Below are 24,742 nucleotides of genomic sequence, written 5' to 3'. Positions count from 1 at the left end.
TGTATACCCGGTATGCCCTACCGTCTCAAGCCGCGCCCACCCGGTCGGGGGAGCGGGTACCGTCGTGCGGTGTGAGCCACTTGCGCATCGCCACCTTCAACCTCCTGCACGGCCAGCCGCTCGCCCCGGACGGCGCCCCGCGGCCCTACCCGTCCGACGCCGGCGAGCCGTTGGCCGACGCGGTGGCCGCGCTGGACGCCGACGTGCTGGCGCTCCAGGAGGTCGACCGGTACCAGTCGCGCTCCGGCGGCACCGACCAGGCCGCGGTGGCCGCCGCGGCCATGGGCGCCAAGGACTGGCGCTTCGCCGCCGCCCTGCACGGCCGCCCGGCGCCGGTCGCGGGCTGGGTGACGGAGCCGTCCGGACCGGGCGGCCTTCGGGTGTACGGGCCGGGCGAGGTGGGCGACGGCGCCCCGCCCTCGTACGGGACGGCACTGCTGACGCGGCTCCCGGTGCGGCACTGGCGGGCCCGGCGGTTCGCCCCGGCGCCGTTCGGACTGCCGCTGCGGGTGGCCGGGCGGCGCGGACTGACCCCGGTGCCGGACGAGCCGCGGGCGGCGCTGGCGGCCGTCCTGGAGGGCGACCGCGGGCCGTTCACCGTGGTGGCGGCGCACCTGTCCTTCGTCCCCGGCTGGAACATGGCGCAGCTGGCCGGCATCCGGCGCTGGATCGCCGACCTGCCGCAGCCGTACCTGGTACTGGGCGACTTCAACCTGGTCGGGGCCGTGCCCCGCACGGTGCTCGGCGGGGCGACGGCGCTGGAGCGCACCGCGCCGCGGGTGCGGGTGCGCGAGCTGCGGGCGGCGCGGCGGGCCCGGCCGGCCCTGACCGAGGCGCGCCGGCGCCGGGTGCGCGAACCGCGCCCCCGCCTGCAGGGCTGGTACGACCTGGCGCGCACGCCGACCTACCCCTCGCACCGGCCCGCGGTGCAGTTCGACCACGTACTGGGGATCGGCGTGCCGCGCACGGCGGTCGGGCCGGCGGCGGCGCCGCGCGCGACGGTGTCGGACCACCGCCCGCTGCTGGTCGAGGTGTCGCTGTAGGGCGGCCCCGGACGCCTACTGGCGCGCCAGGACCCCGGCCTGCTGCGGGAGGTGGACGGTGGTGGCGGCCCGGGGCTCCCCCGGCCCGAGCGCGTGCGGGGGATCGAACTGGAGCAGCAGCATGGCCGCGTCGTCGCCGAGCTGGCGCCCGACGTGGCGCACCACGTCCTCGTGCAGCAGTTGCAGGACGTCGGCCGGGCGGCCGGCCGCGCAGTGCGGGAAGCGTTCGGCGAGCGGGTAGAAGACGCCCGCGCGGTCACGGGCCTCGATCACCCCGTCGGTGAACAGCAGCACCCGGTCGTCGCCCTGGAGCAGCAGCCGGTGCACCGGCGGGCGGACGTCGACCGGGTCGAGGACGCCCAGCGGCGGTACGGTCTCGGCGAGTTCGAGCGGCCGGACCTCCCCGCCGCGCAGCAGCAGCGGGGCGGGATGACCGCAGTTGACGATCTCCGCGGCGCCGTCGGGCCCGACGCCGATCAGCACCAGGGTGACGAACTCCTCCTCCACGCCCGGGTGGTCGTTCTCGTGCAGGGCGCGGTCGAGGCTGACGGCCAGCCAGCCGGCCACCCGGTCCAGGGCGGCCTCCTGGTGGGCGGCCTCGCGGAAGGCCCCGAGCACGGCGGCGGCCGTCTCCACCGCGCCGAGGCCCTTGCCGCGCACGTCCCCGACCACCGCCCGCACCCCGTGCCGGGTGTTGACCACCTCGTAGAGGTCGCCGCCGATCCGGGCGTGCGCGGCGGCGGCCTCGTAGTGGACGGCCGCCCGGACGGTGCCGACCCGTTCGGGGACGGGCCGCAGGAGCACCCGGCGGGCGATCGAGGCGACCAGCTGGGCGTCGGCCAGCGCCCGTTCCTGGCGCAGCCTCAGGGTGGCGCTGACCCAGCCGATCGTGGCGACGAGCAGGATCGCGAAGACGCTGGCGGCGTGCACGGACTCGCCGAGCGTGTCGCTGCGGAAGGCCATCAGGAAGGCCGCCGCCTCGGTGCCCAGACCGATGGCGAGCGGGTACCAGGTTCGGCGGCTGACCACGGCGGCCAGCGCGGGTACGGCGGTGAGGGCCGGTTCGACCGTCACCTCGGTGCCGCTGAGGTAGTCGAGGGCGACGATCAGCACCATGCCGAGGAACGGCAGCGCCAGCGCCGTCCTCGGCCAGGTGCCGGTCGCGCGCGGAGCGGGCCCCGGTGTCGGCCCGGTGAACCGCTCTCTGATCCATCCGGTCGCACTCAACTTCGGTCTCTCCAGCAGAAGACGCCGATGCCCGAGGGCACCTGCGGTGATGACTGAGGGTCAGGGAATGCGGGCCTCGCTGGCGGCCGGAGTACGGGGGTTGACCGGTTACCGACCCCACAATAGGCGCGAAACGTGCATGACGCACAGGTTTCGGGCACTGGCATGATGACTTGGATGCTCTGCGTGACTCAATAGTCACTGTTCCCGATCAGGAGCCGTTCCAACTCTTTTCGGTCGGGAAGTCCTGCCGGACGGACGATCCGGCCACTGCGGACGTACAGGAACGACGCCGTGACCTGCTCGGGATCGACGCCCGCGTGCTCGGCCCAGGCCAACCGGTAGACCGCGAGCTGCAACGGGTCGGCGGTCTCCTCCCGATGGGTTTTCCAGTCCACCACTTCGTAGCGTGACGCACCACCGGATTCCGACAACGCGTCGTCCTCCCGGTAGACCGCGTCGATCCGTCCCCGCACCACCCGACCCGCCAGCACCAGCTGGAACGGCACCTCCACCCGGTGGGGCTTGCGCCGGGCGTACGGGGTGCGCAGGAACGCCTCCTTGAGCCGCTCCAGGTCCTGCTCGTCCTCGATGCCGTCGTCGTCGGCGCCGGGCAGCGCACCGGGCTCGACCAGCAGCAGCGGCTCGATCCGGGACTGCACCCAGGCGTGGAAGCGGGTGCCGCGCCGGGCCGCCGGCTGCGGGGGGCGCGGCATCGGGCGGGCCAGCTCGTGCGCGAAGCCGTCCGGGTCCGCGGCCAGCCGCAGCAGCTGGGTGGCGGACAGCGCGGCGGGCAGCGGCACGTCCCGCGCGGTGCGCCGGGACCGCTCCAACTCGCCCAGCAGCGCCGTCAGATCGCGGTCCCAGGAGGCGACCTGACGCTGGTCCTCGGGGGCCGTCTCCTCGGCTTCGGGGGCGGGCGCCCCCGCCACCCGGGCGCGCACCACCTCGGCGACCCGGCGGCGGGCGTGCTGGGCGGCCGGGTCCAGCGGCAGCGGCCAGGGGCGCTCGACGGGGGCGGCCAGCGCCGGGTTCTCGGCGCCCTTCTCCGGCTGCTCGGCCCAGTGCTCGACCTCGCCCGCGCCGGGCCGCTCGCAGTGCTCGCGCAGCCGCTCCAGGAAGTCGGACGGGCCGCGGACGGTCTTCTGACTCGGCCCCCACCAGTGCCCGGAGGCCAGCAGCAGCGACCTGGGCCGGGTGAACGCCACGTAGCCCAGGCGCAGTTCCTCGACGCCGGAGTGGTCGGCCAGCTCCTTCTTGAACGCCGCCATCGACTTCCCGTTCCACCCGCCGCGGACGTCGGGCAGAGTTTCGGCGTCGCCGCGCAGGGCGTGCGGGAGCACCCGCTTGGTGCTCGTCCAGCGTTCGCGCGGGCTCGACGAGGGGAACGCGCCCCGCACCAGACCGGGGACAGCCACCACGTCCCACTCCAGGCCCTTGGACTTGTGCGCGGTGAGCACCTTCACGGTGTCCTCGCCGCCGGGCAGGCTGCTGTCCAGGCCGCGGTCGTACTCCTGGGCCGCGCGCAGGAAGCCGAGGAAGGCGGCGAGGCCCGGGTCACCGTCGAGGTCGGCGAAGGAGGCGGCGACGTCCAGGAAGGCGTACAGGGTCTCCCGCCGCCGGGCTGCCAGGGCCTGCGGGGAGGCGGCGAGTTCGACCTCCAGCCCGGTGACGGACAGCACCCGGTGCAGCACGTCCATCAGCGGATCGGCGAGCGAGCGCCGCAGTTCGCGCAGCTCGACGGCGAGCCGGGCGAAGCGCACCCGGGCCTCGGCGGAGAACGGCAGCTCGTCGGGCTTCCCGTCCTCACCGGCCGAGGGGTCCAGGAAGGTCTCCACCGCGTCGGCCAGCGAGACCACCTCGGTCGGATCGGCCTCGGCGACCGCCGCGGCCAGCGCCTCGACGCCCTCCGGCCGGTCGGTGCGCACCAGGTCGGCGGCCCGGCGGCCGAGCAGCGCGAGGTCGCGCGGGCCGATCCGCCAGCGCGGGCCGATCAGCAGCCGCACCAGCGCCGCGTTGGCGGTCGGGTCCTGCAGCACCTCGCAGACCGCCACCAGGTCGGCCACCTCGGGCAGCTGCAGCAGCCCGCCCAGGCCCACCACCTCGACCGGCACCTCCCGGGCGACCAGCGCGGCGTGGATGTCCGGGAAGGCCGCGCCGCCGCGGCACAGCACGGCGATCCGGCCGGGCGCGGTGCCGGTGCGCACCAGGTGCGCGATCGAGTCGGCCAGCCAGTCGACCTCCTCGGCGTGGGTGGGCAGCAGCGCCGCCCGCACGAAGCCGTCCCGCTCGGCGCCGGGGGCCGGGCGCAGCGCCTCCACGCCCTCGTGCATCTCCCGCAGCGGGGCGGCGAGTTCGTTGGCGAAGGCGAGCAGCCGGCCGCCGCTGCGGCGGTTCTCGCTGAGCGCGTAGCGGGCGGCGGGGCGGCCGTCGGCCTTCGGGAAGTGCCGGGGGAACTCGTCGAGGTTGGCCACGGAGGCGCCGCGCCAGCCGTAGATCGCCTGGCAGGGGTCGCCGACGGCGGTCACCGGGTGACCGCTGCCGGTGCGGGCACCGTCGGCGGGGGCGCCGAACAGGCCCGCGAGCATCAGCCGCTGGGCGACCGAGGTGTCCTGGTACTCGTCCAGCAGCACCACCTTGAACTGGTCGCGCAGCAGCTCCCCGACCTCCGGGCGCTGCTGGGCCAGGCGGGCGGCGGCGGCGATCTGGTCGCCGAAGTCCATCAGCCCGGCGGAGCGCTTGCGGCGCCGGTAGTCCTCGACGAGGCGCAGCAGCTCCAGCCGGGCCCGGGCGGTGACCGGGACGGCCCGCAGGTCGTCGTTGGTCAGCTTGACGGTGGCGAGGGTGTCCAGCAGCCGCTCGTCGAACTCGCGCAGGGTCTGCGGCTCGACCAGGTGCTCGGCGAGTTCGCCGTCCAGCGCGGCCAGGTCGGCGACCAGGTTGGAGAAGGTGCCGGTGAGGGCGGGGAACGGGCCGCGGGCGGTGCGCAGCACCTTGGCGGCAAGCTGGAAGCGGGTGGCGTCGGCGAGCAGCCGGACGTCCGGCTCGATGCCGATCCGCAGGCCGTGCTCCTTGAGCAGGCGCCCGGCGAAGGCGTGGTAGGTGGAGATCTCCGGGTCGCCGAGCGGCTCGGCGGCGGCCCGGTCGGCCGCCCTCCCCCAGTCCTCGTCCGGGGGCGCCCCCTGCCCGCCGAGACGCAGGGAGGCCCGCACGCGCTCGGAGAGCTCGCCGGCGGCCTTGTTGGTGAAGGTGAGGCCGAGCACCTCCTCGGGCCGTACGGCACCGGAGCCGACCAGCCAGACCACCCGGGCGGCCATCACCGTGGTCTTGCCGGAGCCGGCGCCGGCCACGATCACGGCCGGTTCCAGGGGGGCGCCGATGGCCGCCATCTGCTCCCGGTTGAACGGGATCCCCAGCAGCTCCTTGAGCTGGTCGGGATGGCTGAGCACGGCGGTCACCCCGCAACCGTAACCGGAGCGACGGACAAACCCCGCCCGGCCGTTCCCCGCCCGCCCCCTACTCGACGAGTTGGGTGCCGTCCCGCTGGGCGGAGCAGCTGCGGCGGAAGGCGCAGCGGTCGCAGCCCGCGCCGGTCCGCGGGACGAAGCGCTCGGCGAGGACCTTCCCGGCCGCCTCGGCGAGCAGGTTCTCGATCCAGGGCTCGCCCTCCGGCGGGTCCTGCCGCTGCACCTTGGGGGCGTCCGCGGCGGCCTTGGCGGCGGGCTCGCGCAGGTGGACCAGTTCGGCGCCGCCGGTGTCCGGCGGGTGCCCGGTGAAGCCGGGCAGCTCGTTCAGGGCGCCGGCCCGGACGGCGAGCTGGTAGACGGCGAGCTGCTTGTGCTCGGGCAGCGACTTGTCGGTGGGTATCTGCTTGCCGGTCTTGAAGTCGACCACGTAGGCGCGCCCGGCCGCGTCCTTCTCCACCCGGTCCATCGAGCCGCGGATGCGCACCGCGACGCCGCCGACGTCGAGGGTGACGTCGAAGCCGTGCTCGGTGGCGACGAGGTCCCGGCCGCGCTCCAGGACGTGCCAGTTGAGGAAGCGCTCCAGGGCGGCGCGGGCCTCGGTCTTCTCCTGCTGGGACTTCCAGGGCGCGTCGAAGGCCAGCGCGTCCCAGACGGTGTCCAGCCGCTCCATGAGCACGGCGAGGTCGGCGGGGGTGCGGCCGGAGCCGACCTCGTCGGCGAGGGCGTGCACCACGTTGCCGAAGCCCTGGGCGGCCGAGCCCGTGCCGCGGGCCTTGACCTCCTTGTCCAGGAACCACTGCAGGGAGCAGCTCTCCAGCTGTTCCAGCCCGCTGCCGGACAGCCGGACCGGCACGTCGGCGCTGCGCAGCGGTTCGGGGGCGGTGGTGGGGTCGTCCAGGCCCCACCAGCGCTCGGGCTGGGCGGCGGGCACCAGCGGCAGCCCGTCCTCGTCGGTGGCGGCGGCCAGGGTGGCGAGCCGTTCGGCGGCGGCGCGGCGCAGTTCGGGCGAGCGGGCGGGGTCGACGGTGACGGCGCGCAGTTCGGCGACCAGTGCCGCGACGGACAGCGGGCGGCGCGGGCGGTGGGTGACGTCCTCGACGGTGACCGCCGGGGTGCGCCGGACCACCTTGCCGGTCCGGGGGTCGACGTCCTCGCGGTAGAGCTCGCGCAGGAAGCGGGACGGTTCGTCGCCGTCGTCGGCGGGGGCCTTGACGGCGGTGACGATCAGCCGCTCCTTGGCGCGGGTCGCGGCGACGTAGAAGAGCCGGCGCTCCTCGCCGAGCAGGGCGCCCGGGGAGAGCGGTTCGGCGAGGCCGTCGCGGCCGATCCGGTCGGCCTCCAGCAGGGAGCCGCGGCGGCGCAGGTCGGGCCAGAGGCCGTCCTGGACGCCGGCCACCACGACCAGGCGCCACTCCAGGCCCTTGGAGCGGTGGGCCGTCATCAGGCGCACCGCCTCGGGGCGCACCGCCCGGACGGTGAGGGTGTCGGCGGCGATGTCCTGGGCTTCGAGCTCGGCGAGCAGGTCCAGGGCGCTGCGGTGGCCGGTGACCTGCTCCTCGGCCCGGGCGGCGGTCTCGAACAGGGCGCACAGCGCGTCCAGGTCGCGGTCGGCGTTGCGGCCGGCCGCGCCGCCGCGCAGGGCGGCCCGTTCCAGCCGCTCGCGCCAGCGCCGGCTGCCGTCCCACAGCTCCCAGAGCGCCTCCTCGGCGGTGCAGCCGCCGGCCAGCTGTTCGCGGACCTTGCGCAGCAGGGTGCCGAGGTCGCGGGCGCGGCGGGCGTGCGCGGGGTCGAGGGCGACGAGGCGCTCGGGTTCGGCGAGGGCCTCGCGGATCAGTTCGGCGGCCGGGCGCGGGACGGCGGCGGCGCGGCCGTCGGCGCGCAGCGCGGCGCGTTCCTCCTCGCGCAGGGCGCGGCCGAGCCGGCGCAGGTCGGAACCGTCGAGGCCGCCGAGCGGGCCGGTGAGCAGGGCGTGCGCCACGTCGGTGGTGAGCGGGTCGGGGGCGTCCGGGTCGCCCTGCCTGTCCCGGGCGGCCTGCTCGGCGCAGGCCCGCAGGGCGAGCAGCAGCTGGGCGACGGCCGGCTCCTCGCGCAGCGGCAGGTCGTCGCCGTCGATCTCCAGCGGGACGCCGGCCGCGCCGAGCGCCCGCCGCACGCCGGGGATGGAGCGGGCGCCGGCCCGGACGAGCACGGCCATCTCGCCCCAGGGCACGCCGTCCTCCAGGTGGGCGCGGCGCAGCAGGTCGGCGATCGAGTCCAGCTCGGCGCCGGGGGTCGGGTAGGTGTAGACCTCGACCCTGCCGCCCTCGCGGGAGGGCAGCAGGGCGCGGTGCTGGGCGAGCTTGTCGGCGGGCAGCCGGCCCATCGGCATCCGGCGGGCGACTTCCCGGGAGGCGGCGAGCAGCACGGCGCCGGAGCGGCGGGAGACCCGCAGCACCTTGACCTCGGCGGGGCTGCCGTCGGCCCGCCGGAAGGCCTGCGGGAAGTCGAGGATGCCGTTGATGTCGGCGCCGCGGAAGGCGTAGATCGACTGGTCCGGGTCGCCGACCGCGACGAGGTCGCGCCCGCCGCCGGCCAGCTGGCGCAGCAGCCGGACCTGGGAGGGGTCGGTGTCCTGGTACTCGTCGACGAAGACGACCTCGTAGCGCCGCCGCAGCTGCTCGCCGACCTCGGGGCGCTCGGCGAGCAGCACGGCGCGGTGGACGAGTTCGGCGTAGTCGAGGACGCCGCGCAGGTCGAGGACGTCGAGGTAGTCGGCCAGGAAGTGCGCGGCGGCGGCCCAGTCGGGGCGCTGGACGCCCTGCGCGAAGCGTTCCAGTTCGGCTTCGCCGAGTCCGAGTTCGCGGCTGCGGGCGAGGACGGCGCGGACCTCGTCGGCGAAGCCGCGGGTGGTCAGGCAGGCCCGCAGGTCCAGTGGCCACTCGATGCGGGTGCTGCCGTGCTTGGCGTCCTCGGCGCCGCCGGCCAGCAGCTCGCGGACCATGACGTCCTGCTCGGGGCCGGAGAGCAGCCGCAGCGGCTCGGCGTAGTCCGCCGGGTCCTGGTGAGCGCGCAGCAGGGCGTAGCAGAAGGAGTGGAAGGTGGTGGCCTGCGGGGCGGCGGCCGCGCCGCCGAGCCGGCCGGACATCCGGTCGCGCAGTTCGGTGGCGGCCTTGCGGCTGAAGGTGAGGACGAGGATCCGCTCGGGGTCGGTGCCGTCCTCGATCCGCCGGGCGACCGCCTCGACCAGGGTGGTGGTCTTGCCCGTGCCCGGCCCGGCCAGCACCAGCAGCGGCCCGCCGGTGTGCTCGACCACGGCGCGCTGGTAGGCGTCCAGCACGGGTGGGTCGGGCTGGACGAGCGGGCTGCGCACGAGCCGGTAGGGGGAGCTCACGAACTGGTCCTGGGGGTCGAACGGTGGGGCACGGCGGAGGCGGACCCGTCGGGCCCGCCCGTACCGAGCCTACGATCCTGCCCCGTCATTCCCGTCCGCGCGGCGGTTTCGGCACAATGCGACCCGGCCGCGGTCTACGCCGGCGAGCCGTCCCAGCGGGCCCGCCCGAGGTCGACCCGGGGCGGGTCGGCGAGTTCGCGCAGCGGGGTGCCCTCGTCGCCGTAGTGGGCGAGGGCGCGCTGCTCGTGCCCGGGCAGCAGGCGGCCGTCCGCGCGGATCACCCGCCACCAGGGCACCGAGCCGCCGTACAGTGCCATGACCCGGCCGACCTGCCGGGGGCCGCCCTGGCCGAGGTATTCGGCGACGTCGCCGTAGGTCATCACCCTGCCGGGTGGAATCCGCTCGGTCAGGTCGAGCACCAGTTCGGCGAACGGCGGCAGGGCGTCCGGAAGACCGTCGTGTGTTGCGTCCGTCACCTGCGGCATTCTTCCTTACAGGGGCGCGTCCGTGGCCCGGTGCGTACGATCCGCCGCGCCCGATCCGCCCCCTGTCCCGCACGGGACGCCGGGGCATGCCACCATCTTCCGGGGCGGTGAGTGGTGATACGAGGACAAGACCAGATGACCGGGACGGCTGACGTGGGCGTGGACAAGGACTCCGACGAGTCCGCCTCCGCCGTGCCGTCGACGCCCGGGAACGAGAGCGAAGGCCGGCCCGAACCGGGCCCGACGCCGGAAGTCTCCCTGATCAAGGACCGAACGATCAAGACCCCCGCACCCGCGAAGGCCCCCGAACAGCCCGGCCCCCCAGCGGCCGAGACCACCTCGGCCCCGGAACCGGCGCTCCCGGCGCCGGCGGCCGGCGGCCCGAAAGCCCCCGCCGTCCCCGCCGTCCCGCCCGAGGACACCGAGCCGCCGGACCACGCCCCCCTGGACCACGACCCGCTGGACGAGGCCCCGCACCTGGACGTCGACGAGCCGCTGCTCGCCGCCCGCGCGCACCGCCCGTCCGACCTGATCCGCTTCCTGGCCGGCGTCCTCGGGATAGTCGCCGTCTTCGTGCTGGCCGGCATCGCCACCGGGACCACCAGCGGCATCGAGCAGGACATCGCCTCCAACGCGCCGCACTTCTCCGCGGTGTTCTCCACCATCACCGGCCTGCTCTCCAGCGTCGCGGTGCTCGCCGTACCGCTGGCCTTCGCCGTCGAACGGCTGATCAAACGCGACGGCCTGCGGGTCGCCGACGGCGTGCTCGCCTCGGTGCTGGCGTACGGCGTCTCGCTCGGCATCGACTGGTGGGTGGCCGAGGGCGCCTCCGAACACACCCGGGACGCGCTGACCCGGCTGCCGCTGGACAGCAACGGCACCCTCACCGACCCGGTGCACGGCTACCTCGCCCCGGTGATCGCCTACATGACCGCCGTCGGCATGTCGAGCAGACCCCGCTGGCGGGTCGCCCTGTGGGTGGTGGTGGTCTTCAGCGGGGTCACCGAGCTGCTCGGCGGCTACACCACCCCGCTGTCGCTGATGCTCACCGTGCTGATCGGCTGGTCCGTCGCCTACGGCACGCTGTACGCGATCGGTTCCCCCAACATCCGGCCCACCGGCCAGCACCTGATGATCGGCCTGCGCAAGGTCGGCTTCACCCCGGCCGGCGCCGTGCGCGCCCCCGACGCCCCCGGCGGCACCCGCCGCTACCACGTCACCCAGCAGGGCGGGCCCCCGCTGGACGTGCACATCATCGACCGCGAGCAGCAGGCCTCCGGCTTCTTCTACCGGGCCTGGCGGCGGCTGCGGCTGCGCTCGGTCGCGGTGCGCCGCAGCCCCCAGTCGCTGCGCCAGGCGCTGGAGCAGGAGGCCCTGATCGCGTACGCGGCGGCCGCCTCGGGCGCCCGCGCGCCGCAGCTGGTCGCCACCTCCGAGCTCGGCCCGGACGCCGCGATCCTGGTGTACGAGAACGTCGAGGGCCGCACCCTGGACGAGCTGGCCGACGAGGAGGTCACCGACCCGGTGATGGCCTCGGTCTGGCAGTCGGTGGCCGCCCTGCACGAGCGCCGGATCGCCCACCGCCGGCTCACCGGCGAGTCGCTGCTGGTGGTGGACGAGCGCACCGGCTGCCTGGTCAATCTCTCCGGCGGCGACATCGCCGCCACCGACCTGACGCTGCGCATCGACGTCGCCCAGCTGCTCACCACCTTCGCGCTGCGGATCGGCCCGGAGCGCGCCGTCGCCACCGCCAACGCGGTGCTCGGCGCCGAGCGGGTCGCCCAGGCGCTGCCGCTGCTCCAGCCGGTCGGGATGAGCCGCTCCACCCGGGTCGACCTCGCCAAGCTCACCAAGGAGCGCAAGACCGCCGCCCGGGCCAGGGCGCTGGAGCAGGTCGCGGCCGGCGAGCGCACCCAGCAGCAGGCCGAGGAGGACATCGCGGTGGCCGGCGAGGACCTGCTGAGCCGCATCCGCGGCCAGATCCTCCAGATCGCCCCCGAGGCCCCGATGGCCCCGGTCAAGCTGGAACGGCTGAAGCCGAAGAGCCTGATCATGGTGATCGCGCTGACCTTCGCCGCCTACCTGGCCCTGACCACCATCAAGCCGGCCCAGCTGAAGCTCTCCCAGATGAACTGGGCCTGGGCCGCGGCCGCCCTGCTCGCCGCCGCCTTCAGCTACGTCGCCGCCGCGATGAGCCTGACCGGCTTCGTCCCCGAGCGGCTGCCGTTCCGGCGCACCGTCGCCGCCCAGCTGGCCGGCTCCTTCGTCAAGCTGGTCGCCCCCGCCGCGATCGGCGGCATCGCGCTCAACACCCGGTACCTGCAGAGGGCCGGCATCCGCTCCGGCCAGGCGGTGGCCTCGGTCGGCGCCTCCCAACTGGCGGGCCTGGCCGGGCACCTGCTGCTGCTGTTCAGCTTCGGCCTGATCACCGGCAGCCAGACCAACGGCGACCTCTCCGCCTCCCGCGCGGTGATCATCGGCGTGCTGAGCGCCGCCGTGCTCGCCCTGGTGGTGGCCGCCGTCGCACCGCTGCGCCGGTTCGTGCTGGGCCGGCTGCGCTCGCTGTTCTTCGGCGTGGTGCCGCGGATGCTCGACCTGATGCAGACGCCCAGCAAGCTGGTCACCGGCTTCGGCGGCATCCTGCTGCTGACCCTCTCCTTCACCGCCTGCCTGGACTTCTCGGTGCAGGCCTTCGGCGGCGACGTCAGCTTCTCGGCCGTCGCGGTGGTCTTCCTGACCGCCAACGCGGCCGGCTCGGCGATCCCCACCCCCGGCGGCATCGGCCCGGTCGAGGTCGCCCTGATCGGCGCCCTGACCGTCGCCGACGTCTCCCCCACGATCGCCACCCCGGCGGTCTTCCTCTACCGGGCGCTCACCTTCTGGCTGCCGGTGCTGCCGGGCTGGATCGCCTACAACGTGCTCCAGCGCAAGAAGGCGCTCTGAGCCGCCCCGGGCACCGCTGACCTCCCCCGCACCGGAGCACGGAAAAGGGCCCGCCGGACGGCGGGCCCTTCCACGGTGGGGGCGTCGGTCAGTAGACCGGCTTGTGCGGCTCGATCTGGTTCACCCAGCCGAGCACGCCGCCGCCCAGGTGCACGGCGTTGCCGAAGCCGGCGGCCTTCACCACGGCCAGCACCTCGGCCGAGCGCACGCCCGACTTGCAGTGCAGCACGATCTTCCGGTCCTGCGGCAGCTTCTCCAGCGCGTCGCCCATCAGGAACTCGTTCTTCGGGATCAGCACCGCGCCGGGGATGTTGACGATCTCGTACTCGCCGGGCTCGCGGACGTCGATGAGGTAGATGTCCTCCTTGTCGTCCTGCCACTGCTTGAGCTGCTGCGAGGTGACGGTCGAACCGGCGGCGGCGGCCTGCGCCTCCTCCGACACGACGCCGCAGAAGGCCTCGTAGTCGATCAGCTCGGTGACCGTCGGGTTCTCGCCGCAGACGGCGCAGTTCGGGTCCTTGCGGACCTTCACCTGGCGGTAGTTCATCTCCAGGGCGTCGTAGATCACCAGCCGGCCGACCAGCGGGTCGCCGATGCCGGCGAGCAGCTTGATCGCCTCGTTGACCTGGATCGAGCCGATGGACGCGCACAGCACGCCGAGCACGCCGCCCTCGGCGCAGGAGGGGACCATGCCCGCCGGCGGGGCCTCCGGGTAGAGGCAGCGGTAGCAGGGGCCGTGCTCGGCCCAGAACACGCTGGCCTGGCCGTCGAAGCGGTAGATCGAGCCCCACACGTACGGCTTGCCGAGCAGCACCGCGGCGTCGTTCACCAGGTAGCGGGTGGCGAAGTTGTCGGTGCCGTCCACGATCAGGTCGTAGCCGGAGAAGATCTCCATGACGTTGGAGTTGTCGAGGCGCTCCTCGTGCAGCACCACGTCGACGTACGGGTTGATCTCCTTGACCGAGTCGCGGGCCGACTCCGCCTTGGACCGGCCGACGTCCGACTGACCGTGGATCACCTGGCGCTGCAGGTTCGACTCGTCGACCACGTCGAACTCGACGATGCCCAGCGTGCCGACACCGGCGGCGGCCAGGTACAGCAGGGCCGGCGAGCCGAGGCCGCCGGCGCCGACGCACAGCACCTTGGCGTTCTTCAGCCGCTTCTGCCCCGCCATGCCCACGTCCGGGATGATCAGGTGGCGGGAGTACCGGCGGACCTCGTCAACGGTGAGCTCGGCGGCCGGCTCGACCAGGGGTGGCAACGACACGGGGACTCCGATGGGTCTTGTTCGGGTGGCCAGGGCCAACCGCGCTGCGGGTTGCTGCTCCGCCACTCGGGTGGCTGTCTAGGCCAACAGTGTCACGCCCCCTCGCTATTCCGAGACAGCCCGTCCGATGGGCGAGACGGGCGACACCGGATCGTGGAACCGGCGGCGGGGCCCCGGAAAAGCGCCCCGAGCCCGTGGTTGACGGGCCCGGGGCACCGCGCGGCGCGCTCACACCCGGCAGGCCGTCTCCAGCCACACGTCGCCCAGCGACTCCTCCAGCGGCACCTGCGTCCGCCATCCGAGACGGTCCCGGGCGGTGCGCACGTCCGCCTGCCGCCACGGCACCGGCTCGCCCGGCACCGCCCGGCCCTCCGGGCGGTGCCCCTCCGGCCGGTGCCCCGGCAGGTGGTGGCCGGGCAGGTGGTCGCCGCCCGCCCCGGCGGCCTGCGCGGGCAGCAGGACCTGCCGGTTCTCCTCGACGATCTGCCCCTCGAAGCCCGAGGCCCGCACCAGCAGCTGGGCCGCGTCCCGGGCCCGCACGGCGTGCCCGCTGCCGATGTTGATCACCCCGGTGGCGGCCGACACCGCGGCCGCCCGGACGGCCCGCGCGACGTCCCGCACATCCACGAAATCCCGGTATCCGGACAGGTCCGGCATCCGCACCTGGTGCTCGTCCCGCTCCAGCGCCCGCCGCAGGCCCTCGGCCAGCCGCCCGAACAGCGAGGCGGTCGGCGCCCCCGGGCCCACCACGTCGAACACCCGCAGCACCGCCGCGTCCAGCCCGGAGGCCAGCACCAGCTCCGTCCCGGCCAGCTTGGACACCCCGTACGGGCCGACCGGCCGCGGCTCGGCCTGCTCGGACACCGGCACCCCGCCGGGCACCGGCCCGTACTCGGCGGCCGAGCCGACGTGCACCAGCCGGGCCGGCTCCCGGCTGCGCCGGATGGCCTCGCAGACGGTCGCGACGGCCAGCGTGTTCGACCGGATCAGGGTGCGCGAGCTGCCGTAGGTGGCGCCCGCGCAGTTGATCACCACCTGCGGCGCGACCGCGTCCAGGAACCGGGCCAGCGCGCCCGGGCTCCCCGTGGTCAGGTCGAAGCGGATGTCGGCCGAGTCGCGCCGGCCGAGCACCGTCACCTGCAACTCCTGGTCCATCAGCAGACGATCGGTGACCCGGCGGCCGATGAAGCCGTCGGCGCCCAGCAGCAGCACCCTCATCGGGGGTGTCCTTCCACGAAGCCAGTTCGGGACGACCTGGCGGACTGAGTTCAACGAACGGGACGAGATCGGGGATCACGCGGCGGATCCCCGCGGTGGATCGACGGAGCGGGTGGACGGCGTCGGCGGACGGCGCTCAGCGATGCGAACCGGCCCGGCCGAGCACCGCCCAGGCGTACGCCAGCAGCGCCGCCGCGACGGTGCCGCCGCCGAGCAGCCAGGCCTCCGGGGCGGAGCGCCCCAGGGCGAGCGGCCCGAGCACCGCGGCGGCCCCGGCCGACGCCCCCGCCGCGGCGGCGGCCGGCCGGCCGCACCGCGCCAGCAGCACCGGCAGCACCAGCAGCAGGCCCAGCACGCCCTGCGCCGCCCACTGGGCGGGGCCGGCCCGCTCGACCGCCAGGTGCAGCGGCCCGCCGCCGTGGCCCGGCCCGGGGCGCGGCGCGACGACGGCCAGCACGGCCAGCGCGGCGAAGCTCAGCACCCCGAGCACCGCCAGGTGCAGGGCCAGCGCGACCGGGAGCACCGGCCGCATCCGGGCCCGGAACTCGGCCAGGGTGCCCGCCGTGCCCAGGTGGCCGCGACCGACCTGCCGGTACCAGCGGGCCGTCCGCTCGGCCGCCCCGACCGAGACCGCCGCCGCCAGCACCAGCGCGACGGCCTGCGGACGGTCCCCGCCCGGTACGGCCGAGGGGAGCAGCAGCAGCGCGGCCAGGCCCAGCCCGTGGCCCAGCGCCGCCGGGCGCAGCCGGGAGCCCGGGAGCGGCCGGGGCGCCGGTGCCCCGGCCGGCCCCGGCCCCATGGCGTCCGGCGGGCGGACGGGTCCGGCGCACGGCGGGCCGGGATCGGCCGGGGACGGCGCGGTCAGCGCGGGCAGCAGCACCAGCGGGACGGCGGCGGACAGCAGCACCGGCCAGCGCGGCCCGAGCGCGGCCACCCCCGCGCAGGGCAGCGCGGCCAGCGCGGCGGCGGTCAGCGCGGCCCGGGCGGCGGCTCCGCCCGTACGCCGTTCCACCGGCCGGGGCGCCGGCGGGCGGCGGGGCACCCGGGCGTACAACTCCTCGGCCAGCGAGAAGAGGTCGGCGTGCCGGCAGCGGGCTGCGGTGTCCGGGCCGAGCCCGGCCTCCTCCAGTCCGGCGGCGATCTCCAGCGGGTCGACGGCGCGCTCGCACAGCCCGCGGTGCTCCGCCATCACCTCGCGCACCGGGTCCGCGCCGCCGCCGAGCAGGGTCCCGCCCGGCATCAGCGGGCCTCCGCGAGTTCGGCCCGCCGCCCGGCCGGCTCCCGCACCCCGTCCGGGTTCGCGTTCCCCTCCTCCGGGGTGCCGCCCCCGCGCGGGCCGTCGGCCAGCCAGTACTCGGCGGGACGGGCGAACGGGCGCGGCGCGGGCCCGCCCTCCCCGCCGCCCCCGCCACCGGGGAAGGCCGGGTACTGCGAGACCAGCTCCAGGTAGATCTCCCGGAACGCGCCGATCACCGGCTCCACGGCGAAGCGTTCCTGCGCCCGCAGCCGCCCGGCCAGCCCGAGCCGGCCCCGCCGCTCCTCGTCGCGCAGCAGCGCCAGGCACGCGCCGGCCAGGGCGCGCGGATCGCGGGCGGGCACCAGCAGCCCGGTCGGCCCGACCACCTCGCGGGCCACCCCGACATCGGTGGAGACCACCGCCCGGCCGCTGAGCATCGCGTCCGCGAGCAGCCGGGGGCTGCGCTGGGAGAGCCCCGAGAAGACCGTCACCGTGCCCGACTCCCAGGCCCCGGCGAGGGAGCCGGGCCGCCCGGCGAAGTCCACCGCCGGGGCCACTCCCAGCCGTTCGGCCACCGCCGCGCAGTGCGCCCGGTAGCCGGGCGCCGCCTCCTCGCCGTACACCACCAGCCGGGCGCCGGGCAGTTCGGCGCGGACCCGGGCCAGGGCGTGCAGCGCGAGTTCGAGGTCCCGGCCCGGCTCCAGCGCGCCCGCCCACACCAGGGTCGGCGCCGCGGGCTCCGGCCCGGCGGCCGGGCGGTCCACCGCCGGCGTGCCCTCGTACACGACCCGGGTGCGCGCCGGGTCGGCCCCGCAGCGGCGCTGCCACTGCTGGTCGTGGGCACTGCCGGGGGTGAGTATCGCGGCCTGCCGGTAGGTCTCCCCGGTGAGCGCCCGGAAGAAGGACAGCAGCAGGGCGCGGACCGGCCACCGGTACGGCGCCTCGCGGTAGCCGAGGTACTGCTCGCGCAGGTGCAGGCCGTGCTCGGTGACCACGAACGGCACCCCGTGCAGGTGCCGGGCCACCAGGGCGGGCAGCGCGGCCGGACCGCCACCGACCACGTGGCACAGGTCGGCCGCGCCGAGGCCGCCGGGGCCGGTGCCGTACCAGGGCGCGGACAGCGGGCGCAGGCACTGTTCCAGCAGGTCCGCCGCGACCAGCACGTCGCAGACCAGCGGCTGCCCGGCCGAGGTGTCCGCGCCGGGCAGCCGCCAGGTCCGCTCCAGCAGCCGGCGGGCGTGCGCGGAGGCCAGGAAGGCGGGCAGCCCGCCGTCCTCCCGGGCGAGCGCCGCCAGCCGGTACAGCCCGGGCCCGAAGCCGGCTCTCTCCGCGGGCAGCACCAGGGCCCGCACCAGTTGTTCGTACGCCCCGGCGTACCGGCGTCTGCGCACCGCGCCGGGCGCGCGGCCGCCCGGCCGGCGCCCCCACAGCGCCAGCTCGTGCGGGCCGCGCAGGGCGGCCGGCAGCCGCTCCGCGGTGTCCGGGGCCCGCCGGACCGGCCCCGGCCGCGGACCGGTCAGCAGGTACAGCTCGAACCCGTGCTCCGGCAGGCCCTCGGCCAGCCGCTCGCACCAGCCCCCGGCACCACGCCGGGAATGCGGACGGACACCCTCGGTGAGCAGGGCAACGCGCACGGGAGACCTCCAGGGCAGAGCGGATTCGCTGGGCGGGATCACGGACGGATCGACGGATGTCCGGGCGGCCCGGGCGGTCGCCCGGGGCGCCCCCGCACGACGGCGGGAACGGTCGGGGAAGGGAGGTCCGGTCGGCCCGGGTCGGCGCCGCGGTGCCTCCGTGCGGCCCGCCGGCGGCCCGGCCGCGGCCGCGCCGCGTTCCGTTCCCCCGGGCTCCCGCCCGCTTCGGCGGTCGGGCCCGGCCCGCCGGAACCCCTCGGCCGCGGCCGCCCTCCGGTTCCTCCGGCGGCCGCGACTCCCCCACACCTGTTCGGTCCGACAGCAGAAAGGTAGGACCGGCCCTGGCCGATCCATCGGTCACATGCCTGCCTGCCACCTGATCGAGTGAACCGCCGTGACCTCGACCCGGTCCGGGCCGTTACCGGGCGGTATGCGCGGCCGCCCGCGCGGCCCCGCCCGGGCGCGCGATCGGCCCGCCGCGGCGCGCGCCCCACCCGCGCCGTGCGCTCGGCCGGTGACGTGCGCTCGGCCCGTGGTGTGCGCTCAGCCGGTGGTGTGCGCGATCAGCTCCCGTACCGCCCGGGCGACCTCGTCGGGGTGCTCCATCATCGCCACGTGCCCGGATTCCGGCAGCACCAGCAGCCGGGCGTCCGTGAAGGCCGCGCAGGCGCGGCGGGCCGAGCGGTAGGAGACCAGCTTGTCGCGCAGCCCGTACACCAGCAGCACCGGCGCCCCGACCCGTTCGGCCTGCCGCCACAGCGCCTGGTCGCCGCGCTCGGTGTACGCCGAGACGATGCCGCGGGCTGAGCCGACCAGCGCCTGCATCGCGTGCGGCACCTCCAGCCGGCGCCGGTACTCGGCGACCGCCTGGGCCCGGGTCTCCGGGCTCAGGCTCTCCGGAGCGCCGTAGACCAGCCGCAGCAGGTCCTCGGTGGCCGCCTCCGCGTCGCGCCCGCCCGCGGACAGCCGGCGCAGCACCGCCGGCACGCCGGGCACCGCGAGCAGACCGGTCGGCCAGGCGGAGCGCTGCGGGGGCAGCTCGGGCAGCGCCGGGGAGACCAGGGTGAGGCTGCGCACCAGATCCGGGCGCACGGCCGCCAGCCGGACGGCGACCGCGCCGCCCAGCGAGTTGCCGAACAGGTGGACCGGACCGCGGCCGGAGGCCTCCAGGTAGCCGATCACCGCACGGACGTGGCCGGAGACGGTGAGGTTGCCGTCGGTGGGCGGGTGGGAGCGGCCGAAGCCGGGCAGGTCCACGGCCTCGCCGTCGACGTGCCCGGAGAGCCGGCCCATCAGGGCCTCCCAGTTGGCGGCCGAGCCGCCGAGGCCGTGCACGAAGAGCCCGGGCTCGCGCCCGTCGGCGACGCCGTCGGCGGCGGGCCGGTGCACCGCGAGCACCGCGCCGGGGACCTCGACCGTACGTACCTGCTGCTCAGCGCTGCTCATGGTGGACGATGGTAGTGAGCCCCGCCCCGGAAGCGCCGGGGTGGTCGGGCCGTGGGCCGCCTCCGTCCCACCACTGCCGAGGCCGAGGTCAGCGCCGTATTGTGGGCTCCTGACAACCAGGCCGATCGTCTTTTCTCGCCTTCGCCGAACGCGGGCGCGGTTACCGAAAAGTAGAATCGGCCATCCTGCAGCAGCGAACAGACCCGAAGTGAGGAGCGCCGTGACGGCCATCCAGGAGGCGCAGGAGCGCCCGCGCGGTGCCCGCCTGCCGCGAAGCGCCCGCCGTGAACAACTGCTCGGTGCCGCCCAGGAGGTGTTCGTCGCGCAGGGCTACCACGCGGCCGCCATGGACGACATCGCCGACCGCGCCGGGGTGAGCAAGCCGGTGCTCTACCAGCACTTCCCCGGAAAGCTGGACCTCTACCTGGCGCTGCTGGACAAGCACTGCGACGCCCTGGTCGAGTCGACCCGCGAGGCGCTGTCGGCGACCAACGACAACAAGCAGCGGGTGGCCAACACCATGGAGGCGTACTTCAACTACGTCTCCAGCGAGTCCGGCGCCTTCCGGCTGGTCTTCGAGTCGGACCTGACCAACGAGCCGGCCGTGCGCGAGCGGGTCGAGCGGGCCTCCGAGGCGAGCGCGACGCTGGTCAGCAAGGTGATCCAGGAGGACACCGACCTGCCCGAGGCGGAGTCCAAGCTGCTCGCCGCCGGGGTCTGCGGCCTGGCCCAGATCACCGCCCGGTACTGGCTCTCGCAGGGCCTGGAGATCCCCCGCGACGAGGCGGTGCGGCTGGTCGCCAGCCTGTCCTGGCGCGGCCTGAAGGGCTTCCCGATGCACCCGGGCGAGCAGTCCGGCGAGGGTGCCGCCCACCAGGGCTGATCCACCGACCTTCGTCGGGCCGGGGATCCGGTGCTCTATGGTGAAGCCGTACGGCACGGTCGCCGCGAACGCTTGTCCCAGGCGGTCCGGTGTCCGTGCGTGGAGGCTGCAACCCGGAGGGACGGAAGCCGTGGAGGTCAAGATCGGCGTGCAGAACGCGCCTCGCGAGATCGTGATCGAGAGCTCGCAGACTGCCGATGAGGTCCAGAGCGCGGTCGCGAAGGCGCTGGAGGGCTCGGAGAAGATCTTCGCGCTGTCCGACGAGCACGGCCGTCGCATCATCGTCCCGGCCGAGCGCCTGGCGTACGTGGAGATCGGCGAGTCGGCCTCCCGCAAGGTCGGCTTCGGCACCGCCTGAGGCGTCGCCGCACAGGATCGTCCGGTGCCCCGTTCCCGCGAGGGAGCGGGGCACCGTCGCGTGTACGACCGGGTGGGGCGGGGTACGGCGAGGGTGCGGCGCCGGTGCCGCACGCCCGTTCCCCCGGGAGGCAGCCTTGCTGGTCGAGTCGATCGCCTTCGCCCTCGTCGGCCTGGTCACGGGCGGCGCCGCCCTGCTGGCCCTGCCCGCGTACTTCCGCGCCGCCCGGGCCCTGACACTGGGCACCGCGCTGGCGGCGGCGCTGGTCGGCGGGGTGGTCGCGCACTTCGGCGTGGACGGGCGCCAGCCCGCGGTGTCCGTCGCGGCCGCGGCGGTGGCCGCGGGCGTGCTCACCTCGCTGCTGGCCCGGCCGGACCTCGCCGCCGGGCGCACCCCGGCGCACCGGCACCACCCGCACCGGCCCGGCGCCCACCGCGCGTCGCGGCGGCACCGGGCGGCGTGAGGACTCCTAGGACGCCAGGCCGAGGGCGGCCATCCGCTTGGTGTGCGCCTCGGTGATCCGGTTGAACATCTTGCCGACCTCGACCAGGTCGAAGCCCTGCACCTGCACGCCGCCGACCAGCAGGTTGGACAGCGCGTCGCGCTCGGCGACGACCCGCTGGGCCTGGCTGAGCGCCTCGCCCATCAGCCGCCGGCCCCACAGGGCGAGCCGGCCGCCGGCCCGCGGGTCGGCCTCGATGGCCTGGCGGACCTTGTCCACGGCGAACTGGGCGTGGCCGGTGTCGGACATCACGCTCAGCACCAGGTCACGGGTGTCGTCGTCCAGCCGGACGGCCACCTCGCGGTAGAAGTCGGTCGCGATGGCGTCGCCGACGTAGGCCTTGACCAGGCCCTCCAGCCAGTCCGAGGGCGCCGTCATCCGGTGGAACAGCTCCAGCGGCTCGACGAAGGGCCGCATCGCTTCCTGCGGGTCGGCGCCGACCTCGGCGAGCCGGTCGTGCAGCCGCTGGTAGTGCTGGAACTCGGCGGAGGCCATCCGGGCGAGCGCCGCCTTGTCGGCGAGGTCGGGCGCCAGCTTGGCGTCCTCGGCGAGCCGCTCGAAGGCGCTGAGCTCGCCGTACGCGAGCGCGCCGAGCAGGTCCAGCACCGCCGCCCGGTAGCCGGGGTCGGCCGAGCACGCGGCCCAGTCCCCGATCGAGCCGGCCGCCGCGTCCTGCGTCTCACCATGGGTCTCCATGACCCGCAACTTTAGTCCCGCCCCGCCGCCCTGTGCCCGGGCACGCCCAGTGACCGGCCGGAGGGGCCGCTCCGGTGGCAGTTGCCGGGGGCAATGTCAGACGCGTCACGTGTTCGAGTCGTCGCCTGACTGTATGGTGGTACGGAGCCCGTCGTGTTCGCATGGTGTCACCGCCGTCTCGGTACCCCGCGCGAACCCTCCGTAGTGGCACCGTCCAGCCGGACGTGTCCGCACCGGAGGCACGGGTACTCACGTACGCGGATGCCCGGTCGGAGAGCCGATCGGCTCCGACCATGGCTTGGACTTCAAGCCTTGGCACCGCATCAGTGGCCGAGCGAGGGCCGCCGAGACCACGCCCCGAGGCGGAGGTCCCGCGCAGGTCCCTCACGGGAATCCTCCCCGACGCCGCCGGCGACGCGCCCCGCACCAGGGCAGCGCGCACCGGCCGGCCGCAGGGACCGGCGCGGTTGTGCGTCCGCGCAGCTGTATCAGGGCCGCCCAGGCCCGTAGGCAGCCGCGCGGCTGCCCGCCCGCCGCTCGCTCTCGGCCCCTTCGAAAACGGAAGAGGCAGCACCCTGTCCACCACCGCTGAACCCATCAAGACGACCTTCCGGGACCTGGGGATCCTCCCGGAGACCGCCGAGGCGCTCGAGTCCGTCGGCATCGTCCACCCCTTCCCCATCCAGGAGATGACCCTGCCGGTCGCGCTGACCGGCCACGACGTCATCGGCCAGGCCAAGACCGGCACCGGCAAGACCCTCGGCTTCGGCCTCCCGCTGATCGAGCGGGCCATCGTGCGCGCCGACGTGGACGCCGGCCGGGCCACCGAGGACCAGCTCTCCGACTTCCCGCAGGCGCTGATCGTCGTCCCGACCCGCGAGCTGTGCACCCAGGTCACCAACGACCTGCAGACCGCCGGCAAGGTGCGCAACGTGCGCGTCCTCGCCGTCTACGGCGGCCGGGCGTACGAGCCGCAGGTGGAGGCGCTCACCAAGGGCGTCGACATCGTGGTCGGCACCCCGGGCCGCCTGCTGGACCTGGCCGGGCAGAAGAAGCTCAACCTGTCCAAGGTCCGCGCGCTGGTCCTGGACGAGGCCGACGAGATGCTCGACCTCGGCTTCCTGCCGGACGTCGAGAAGATCATCACCATGCTGCCGGCCAAGCGGCAGACCCTGCTGTTCTCGGCCACCATGCCGGGCCAGGTCATCAACCTCGCCCGCCGGTACATGAGCCAGCCGACCCACATCCGGGCCGCCGCCCCGGACGACACCGGTGCGACCGTCGCCAACATCGAGCAGCACATCTTCCGTGCGCACTCGCTGGACAAGGTCGAGATGGTCTCGCGCATCCTGCAGGCCGACGGCCGCGGGCTGGCGATGATCTTCTGCCGCACCAAGCGCACCGCCGCCGACGTCTCCGACCAGCTGACCCAGCGCGGCTTCGCGGCCGGCGCGGTCCACGGCGACCTCGGCCAGGGCGCCCGCGAGCAGGCCCTGCGGGCCTTCCGCAACGGCAAGGTCGACGTGCTGGTCTGCACCGACGTCGCGGCCCGCGGCATCGACGTCGAGGGCGTCACCCACGTCATCAACTACCAGTGCACCGAGGACGAGAAGACCTACCTGCACCGGATCGGCCGCACCGGCCGGGCCGGCGCCTCCGGCACCGCCGTCACCCTGGTCGACTGGGACGACATCCCGCGCTGGCAGCTGATCAACAAGGCGCTGGACCTGCCGTTCAACGACCCGGAGGAGACCTACTCCACCTCCGCGCACCTGTACGAGCTGCTGAAGATCGCGCCGGGCACCAAGGGCGTCCTGCCGCGCTCGGAGCGGACCCGCGCCGGGCTCAACGCGGAGGAGGTCGAGGACCTCGGCGAGACCGGTGGACGCGGCGCCCGCTCGGGCCGCGGCGGTCGCGGCGAGCGCAATGACCGCGGTGAGCGCAGTGAGCGCAGTGAGCGCGGTGACCGTGGTGGACGCGGCGGCCAGGGCGGCTCCGGCCGTCCGGGCGCCGGCACCGCCACGGCCGAGACCGAGGAGCAGCAGCCGCGCCGCACCCGCGAGCGCCGCCGCACCCGCCGGGGCTCGGCGGTCGGCGCCGAGGGCGAGGCCGCTGCCGTCGTGACCGGTGCCGCCGTGGCAGCCCCGGCCGTCGAGAGCGCCGAGGGCGAGGCCGCTCCGCGCCGTCGCCGCCGCCGCTCGCGCGGCAGTGCCGCCTCGGCCGAGGCCGCGGTGGCGGTCGAGTCGACCCCGGTCGCCGAGGCCGTCGTGGCCGAGGCCGCCGCGGTCGTCGAGGCTGCCGCGGTCGTCGAGGCCGCCGCCGAGGCGGTCACCGAGGCCCCGGCCCCGGCGAAGAAGGCCACCCGTACCCGGACCCGCAAGCCGAAGGCGGAGACCACCGAGACGGCTCCGGCCGCCGAGGCCGTCGTGGCCGAGGCCGCCGCGGTCGTCGAGGCCGCCGCCGAGGCGGTCACCGAGGCCCCGGCCCCGGCGAAGAAGGCCACCCGCACCCGGACCCGCAAGCCGAAGGCGGAGACCACCGAGACGGCTCCGGCCGCCGAGGCCGTCGTGGCCGAGGCCGCCGCGGTCGTCGAGGCCCCCGCTCCGGCGAAGAAGGCGACCCGGGCCCGCAAGCCGAAGGCGGAGACCGCCGAGACGGCTCCGGCCGCCGCGGCCGACGCCACCGAGGCCCCGGCCCCGGCCAAGAAGGCCACCCGGGCCCGCAAGCCGAAGGCCGTCGCCGAGACCGCCCCGGAGGCCCCGGCCGCCGAGGCCGCCGAGACCGCCTCCGAGGTCCCGGCGCCGCGCAAGCGCACCCGCGCCCGCAAGGTCGCCGCGCCGGTGGAGGCCACCCCGGAGAGCTGACACCCCGTGTCTCCCCCCGAGGGGGCGGGCCAGGCCACCCGGCCGGGCCCGCCCCCTCGGGCGTTCCACGCCGCGGTCCCGTCCCGCCGATCGCTCCCGGGG

16 protein-coding genes are annotated in these 24,742 nt (G+C 75.6%); 6 read left to right on the top strand and 10 right to left on the bottom strand.

Going from position 1 to position 24,742, the window contains the following annotated elements:
* Window positions 1–71 precede the first annotated feature (71 nt).
* Complete coding sequence (locus ACFVUY_RS13990) at window positions 72–1,043, top strand: endonuclease/exonuclease/phosphatase family protein (protein ID WP_387694922.1); 972 nt, start codon at window positions 72–74, stop codon at window positions 1,041–1,043.
* A 15-nt stretch (window positions 1,044–1,058) separates the two neighbouring features.
* Here the strand turns inward: ACFVUY_RS13990 and ACFVUY_RS13985 are convergent, their stop codons facing one another.
* The 4 genes from ACFVUY_RS13985 to ACFVUY_RS13970 form a co-directional block, all read right to left on the bottom strand.
* The gene (locus ACFVUY_RS13985; protein ID WP_387694921.1) at window positions 1,059–2,270 is read right to left on the bottom strand and encodes a PP2C family protein-serine/threonine phosphatase; all 1,212 of its coding nucleotides are present in this window, start codon (window positions 2,268–2,270) and stop codon (window positions 1,059–1,061) included.
* Between the two features lie 191 nt (window positions 2,271–2,461).
* On the bottom strand, window positions 2,462–5,728 hold the full coding sequence (locus tag ACFVUY_RS13980; RefSeq protein ID WP_387729834.1) for a UvrD-helicase domain-containing protein: 3,267 nt from the start codon (window positions 5,726–5,728) through the stop codon (window positions 2,462–2,464).
* A gap of 58 nt (window positions 5,729–5,786) precedes the next feature.
* Window positions 5,787–9,107, bottom strand: a complete 3,321-nt coding sequence (locus ACFVUY_RS13975) for an ATP-dependent helicase (RefSeq protein WP_387729831.1) — start codon at window positions 9,105–9,107, stop codon at window positions 5,787–5,789.
* Window positions 9,108–9,241: 134 nt separating this feature from the next.
* Window positions 9,242–9,592: an MGMT family protein gene (locus ACFVUY_RS13970; RefSeq protein WP_387694918.1), complete on the bottom strand. Its 351-nt coding sequence runs from the start codon at window positions 9,590–9,592 to the stop codon at window positions 9,242–9,244.
* Window positions 9,593–9,727: 135 nt separating this feature from the next.
* On the opposite strand from ACFVUY_RS13970, the gene ACFVUY_RS13965 reads away from it, so the two are divergent.
* A complete protein-coding gene (locus tag ACFVUY_RS13965; protein ID WP_387729829.1) occupies window positions 9,728–12,535 on the top strand; it encodes a flippase-like domain-containing protein in 2,808 nt (935 codons plus the stop codon).
* 88 nt (window positions 12,536–12,623) lie between these two features.
* Here the strand turns inward: ACFVUY_RS13965 and moeZ are convergent, their stop codons facing one another.
* From moeZ to ACFVUY_RS13940, 5 genes are all read right to left on the bottom strand, one after another.
* The gene (gene moeZ / locus ACFVUY_RS13960) at window positions 12,624–13,802 is read right to left on the bottom strand and encodes an adenylyltransferase/sulfurtransferase MoeZ (protein ID WP_387694916.1); all 1,179 of its coding nucleotides are present in this window, start codon (window positions 13,800–13,802) and stop codon (window positions 12,624–12,626) included.
* 228 nt (window positions 13,803–14,030) lie between these two features.
* A complete protein-coding gene (locus tag ACFVUY_RS13955) occupies window positions 14,031–15,020 on the bottom strand; it encodes an NAD-dependent epimerase/dehydratase family protein (protein ID WP_380539953.1) in 990 nt (329 codons plus the stop codon).
* A 136-nt stretch (window positions 15,021–15,156) separates the two neighbouring features.
* On the bottom strand, window positions 15,157–16,260 hold the full coding sequence (locus ACFVUY_RS13950) for a hypothetical protein (protein ID WP_387729827.1): 1,104 nt from the start codon (window positions 16,258–16,260) through the stop codon (window positions 15,157–15,159).
* On the bottom strand, window positions 16,260–17,891 hold the full coding sequence (locus tag ACFVUY_RS13945; RefSeq protein ID WP_387729824.1) for a DUF3492 domain-containing protein: 1,632 nt from the start codon (window positions 17,889–17,891) through the stop codon (window positions 16,260–16,262). The genes ACFVUY_RS13950 and ACFVUY_RS13945 overlap by 1 nt, the downstream gene beginning before the upstream one ends.
* Window positions 17,892–18,434: 543 nt before the next feature.
* On the bottom strand, window positions 18,435–19,337 hold the full coding sequence (locus ACFVUY_RS13940; protein WP_380539945.1) for an alpha/beta fold hydrolase: 903 nt from the start codon (window positions 19,335–19,337) through the stop codon (window positions 18,435–18,437).
* A gap of 220 nt (window positions 19,338–19,557) precedes the next feature.
* On the opposite strand from ACFVUY_RS13940, the gene ACFVUY_RS13935 reads away from it, so the two are divergent.
* The 3 genes from ACFVUY_RS13935 (at window position 19,558) to ACFVUY_RS13925 (ending at window position 21,041) form a co-directional block, all read left to right on the top strand.
* Window positions 19,558–20,220 (top strand): TetR/AcrR family transcriptional regulator, encoded by a 663-nt coding sequence (locus ACFVUY_RS13935; RefSeq protein WP_387694913.1) that lies wholly within the window; start codon window positions 19,558–19,560, stop codon window positions 20,218–20,220.
* A gap of 130 nt (window positions 20,221–20,350) precedes the next feature.
* The gene (locus ACFVUY_RS13930; RefSeq protein ID WP_359903510.1) at window positions 20,351–20,578 is read left to right on the top strand and encodes a DUF3107 domain-containing protein; all 228 of its coding nucleotides are present in this window, start codon (window positions 20,351–20,353) and stop codon (window positions 20,576–20,578) included.
* A gap of 136 nt (window positions 20,579–20,714) precedes the next feature.
* Window positions 20,715–21,041 carry a hypothetical protein gene (locus tag ACFVUY_RS13925; protein WP_387729822.1) on the top strand — a complete coding sequence of 109 codons (327 nt, stop codon included), beginning with the start codon at window positions 20,715–20,717 and terminating at the stop codon, window positions 21,039–21,041.
* Window positions 21,042–21,047: 6 nt separating this feature from the next.
* Here ACFVUY_RS13925 and ACFVUY_RS13920 read toward each other — a convergent pair whose 3' ends face one another.
* Window positions 21,048–21,776 (bottom strand): ferritin-like fold-containing protein, encoded by a 729-nt coding sequence (locus tag ACFVUY_RS13920; protein ID WP_049660234.1) that lies wholly within the window; start codon window positions 21,774–21,776, stop codon window positions 21,048–21,050.
* Window positions 21,777–22,465: 689 nt separating this feature from the next.
* Between ACFVUY_RS13920 and ACFVUY_RS13915 the strand changes: the two genes are divergently transcribed.
* Window positions 22,466–24,640 carry a DEAD/DEAH box helicase gene (locus ACFVUY_RS13915; RefSeq protein ID WP_387729820.1) on the top strand — a complete coding sequence of 725 codons (2,175 nt, stop codon included), beginning with the start codon at window positions 22,466–22,468 and terminating at the stop codon, window positions 24,638–24,640.
* The last annotated feature ends 102 nt before the right edge of the window (window positions 24,641–24,742 follow it).

Origin of the sequence: Kitasatospora sp. NPDC058063 (assembly GCF_042885395.1) — a bacterium.
In the GTDB taxonomy this organism is placed as follows: domain Bacteria; phylum Actinomycetota; class Actinomycetes; order Streptomycetales; family Streptomycetaceae; genus Kitasatospora; species Kitasatospora lactacystinica.
Note: the sequence above shows the minus strand (reverse complement) of the source record. Positions and strands in the feature narration are given on the sequence as shown.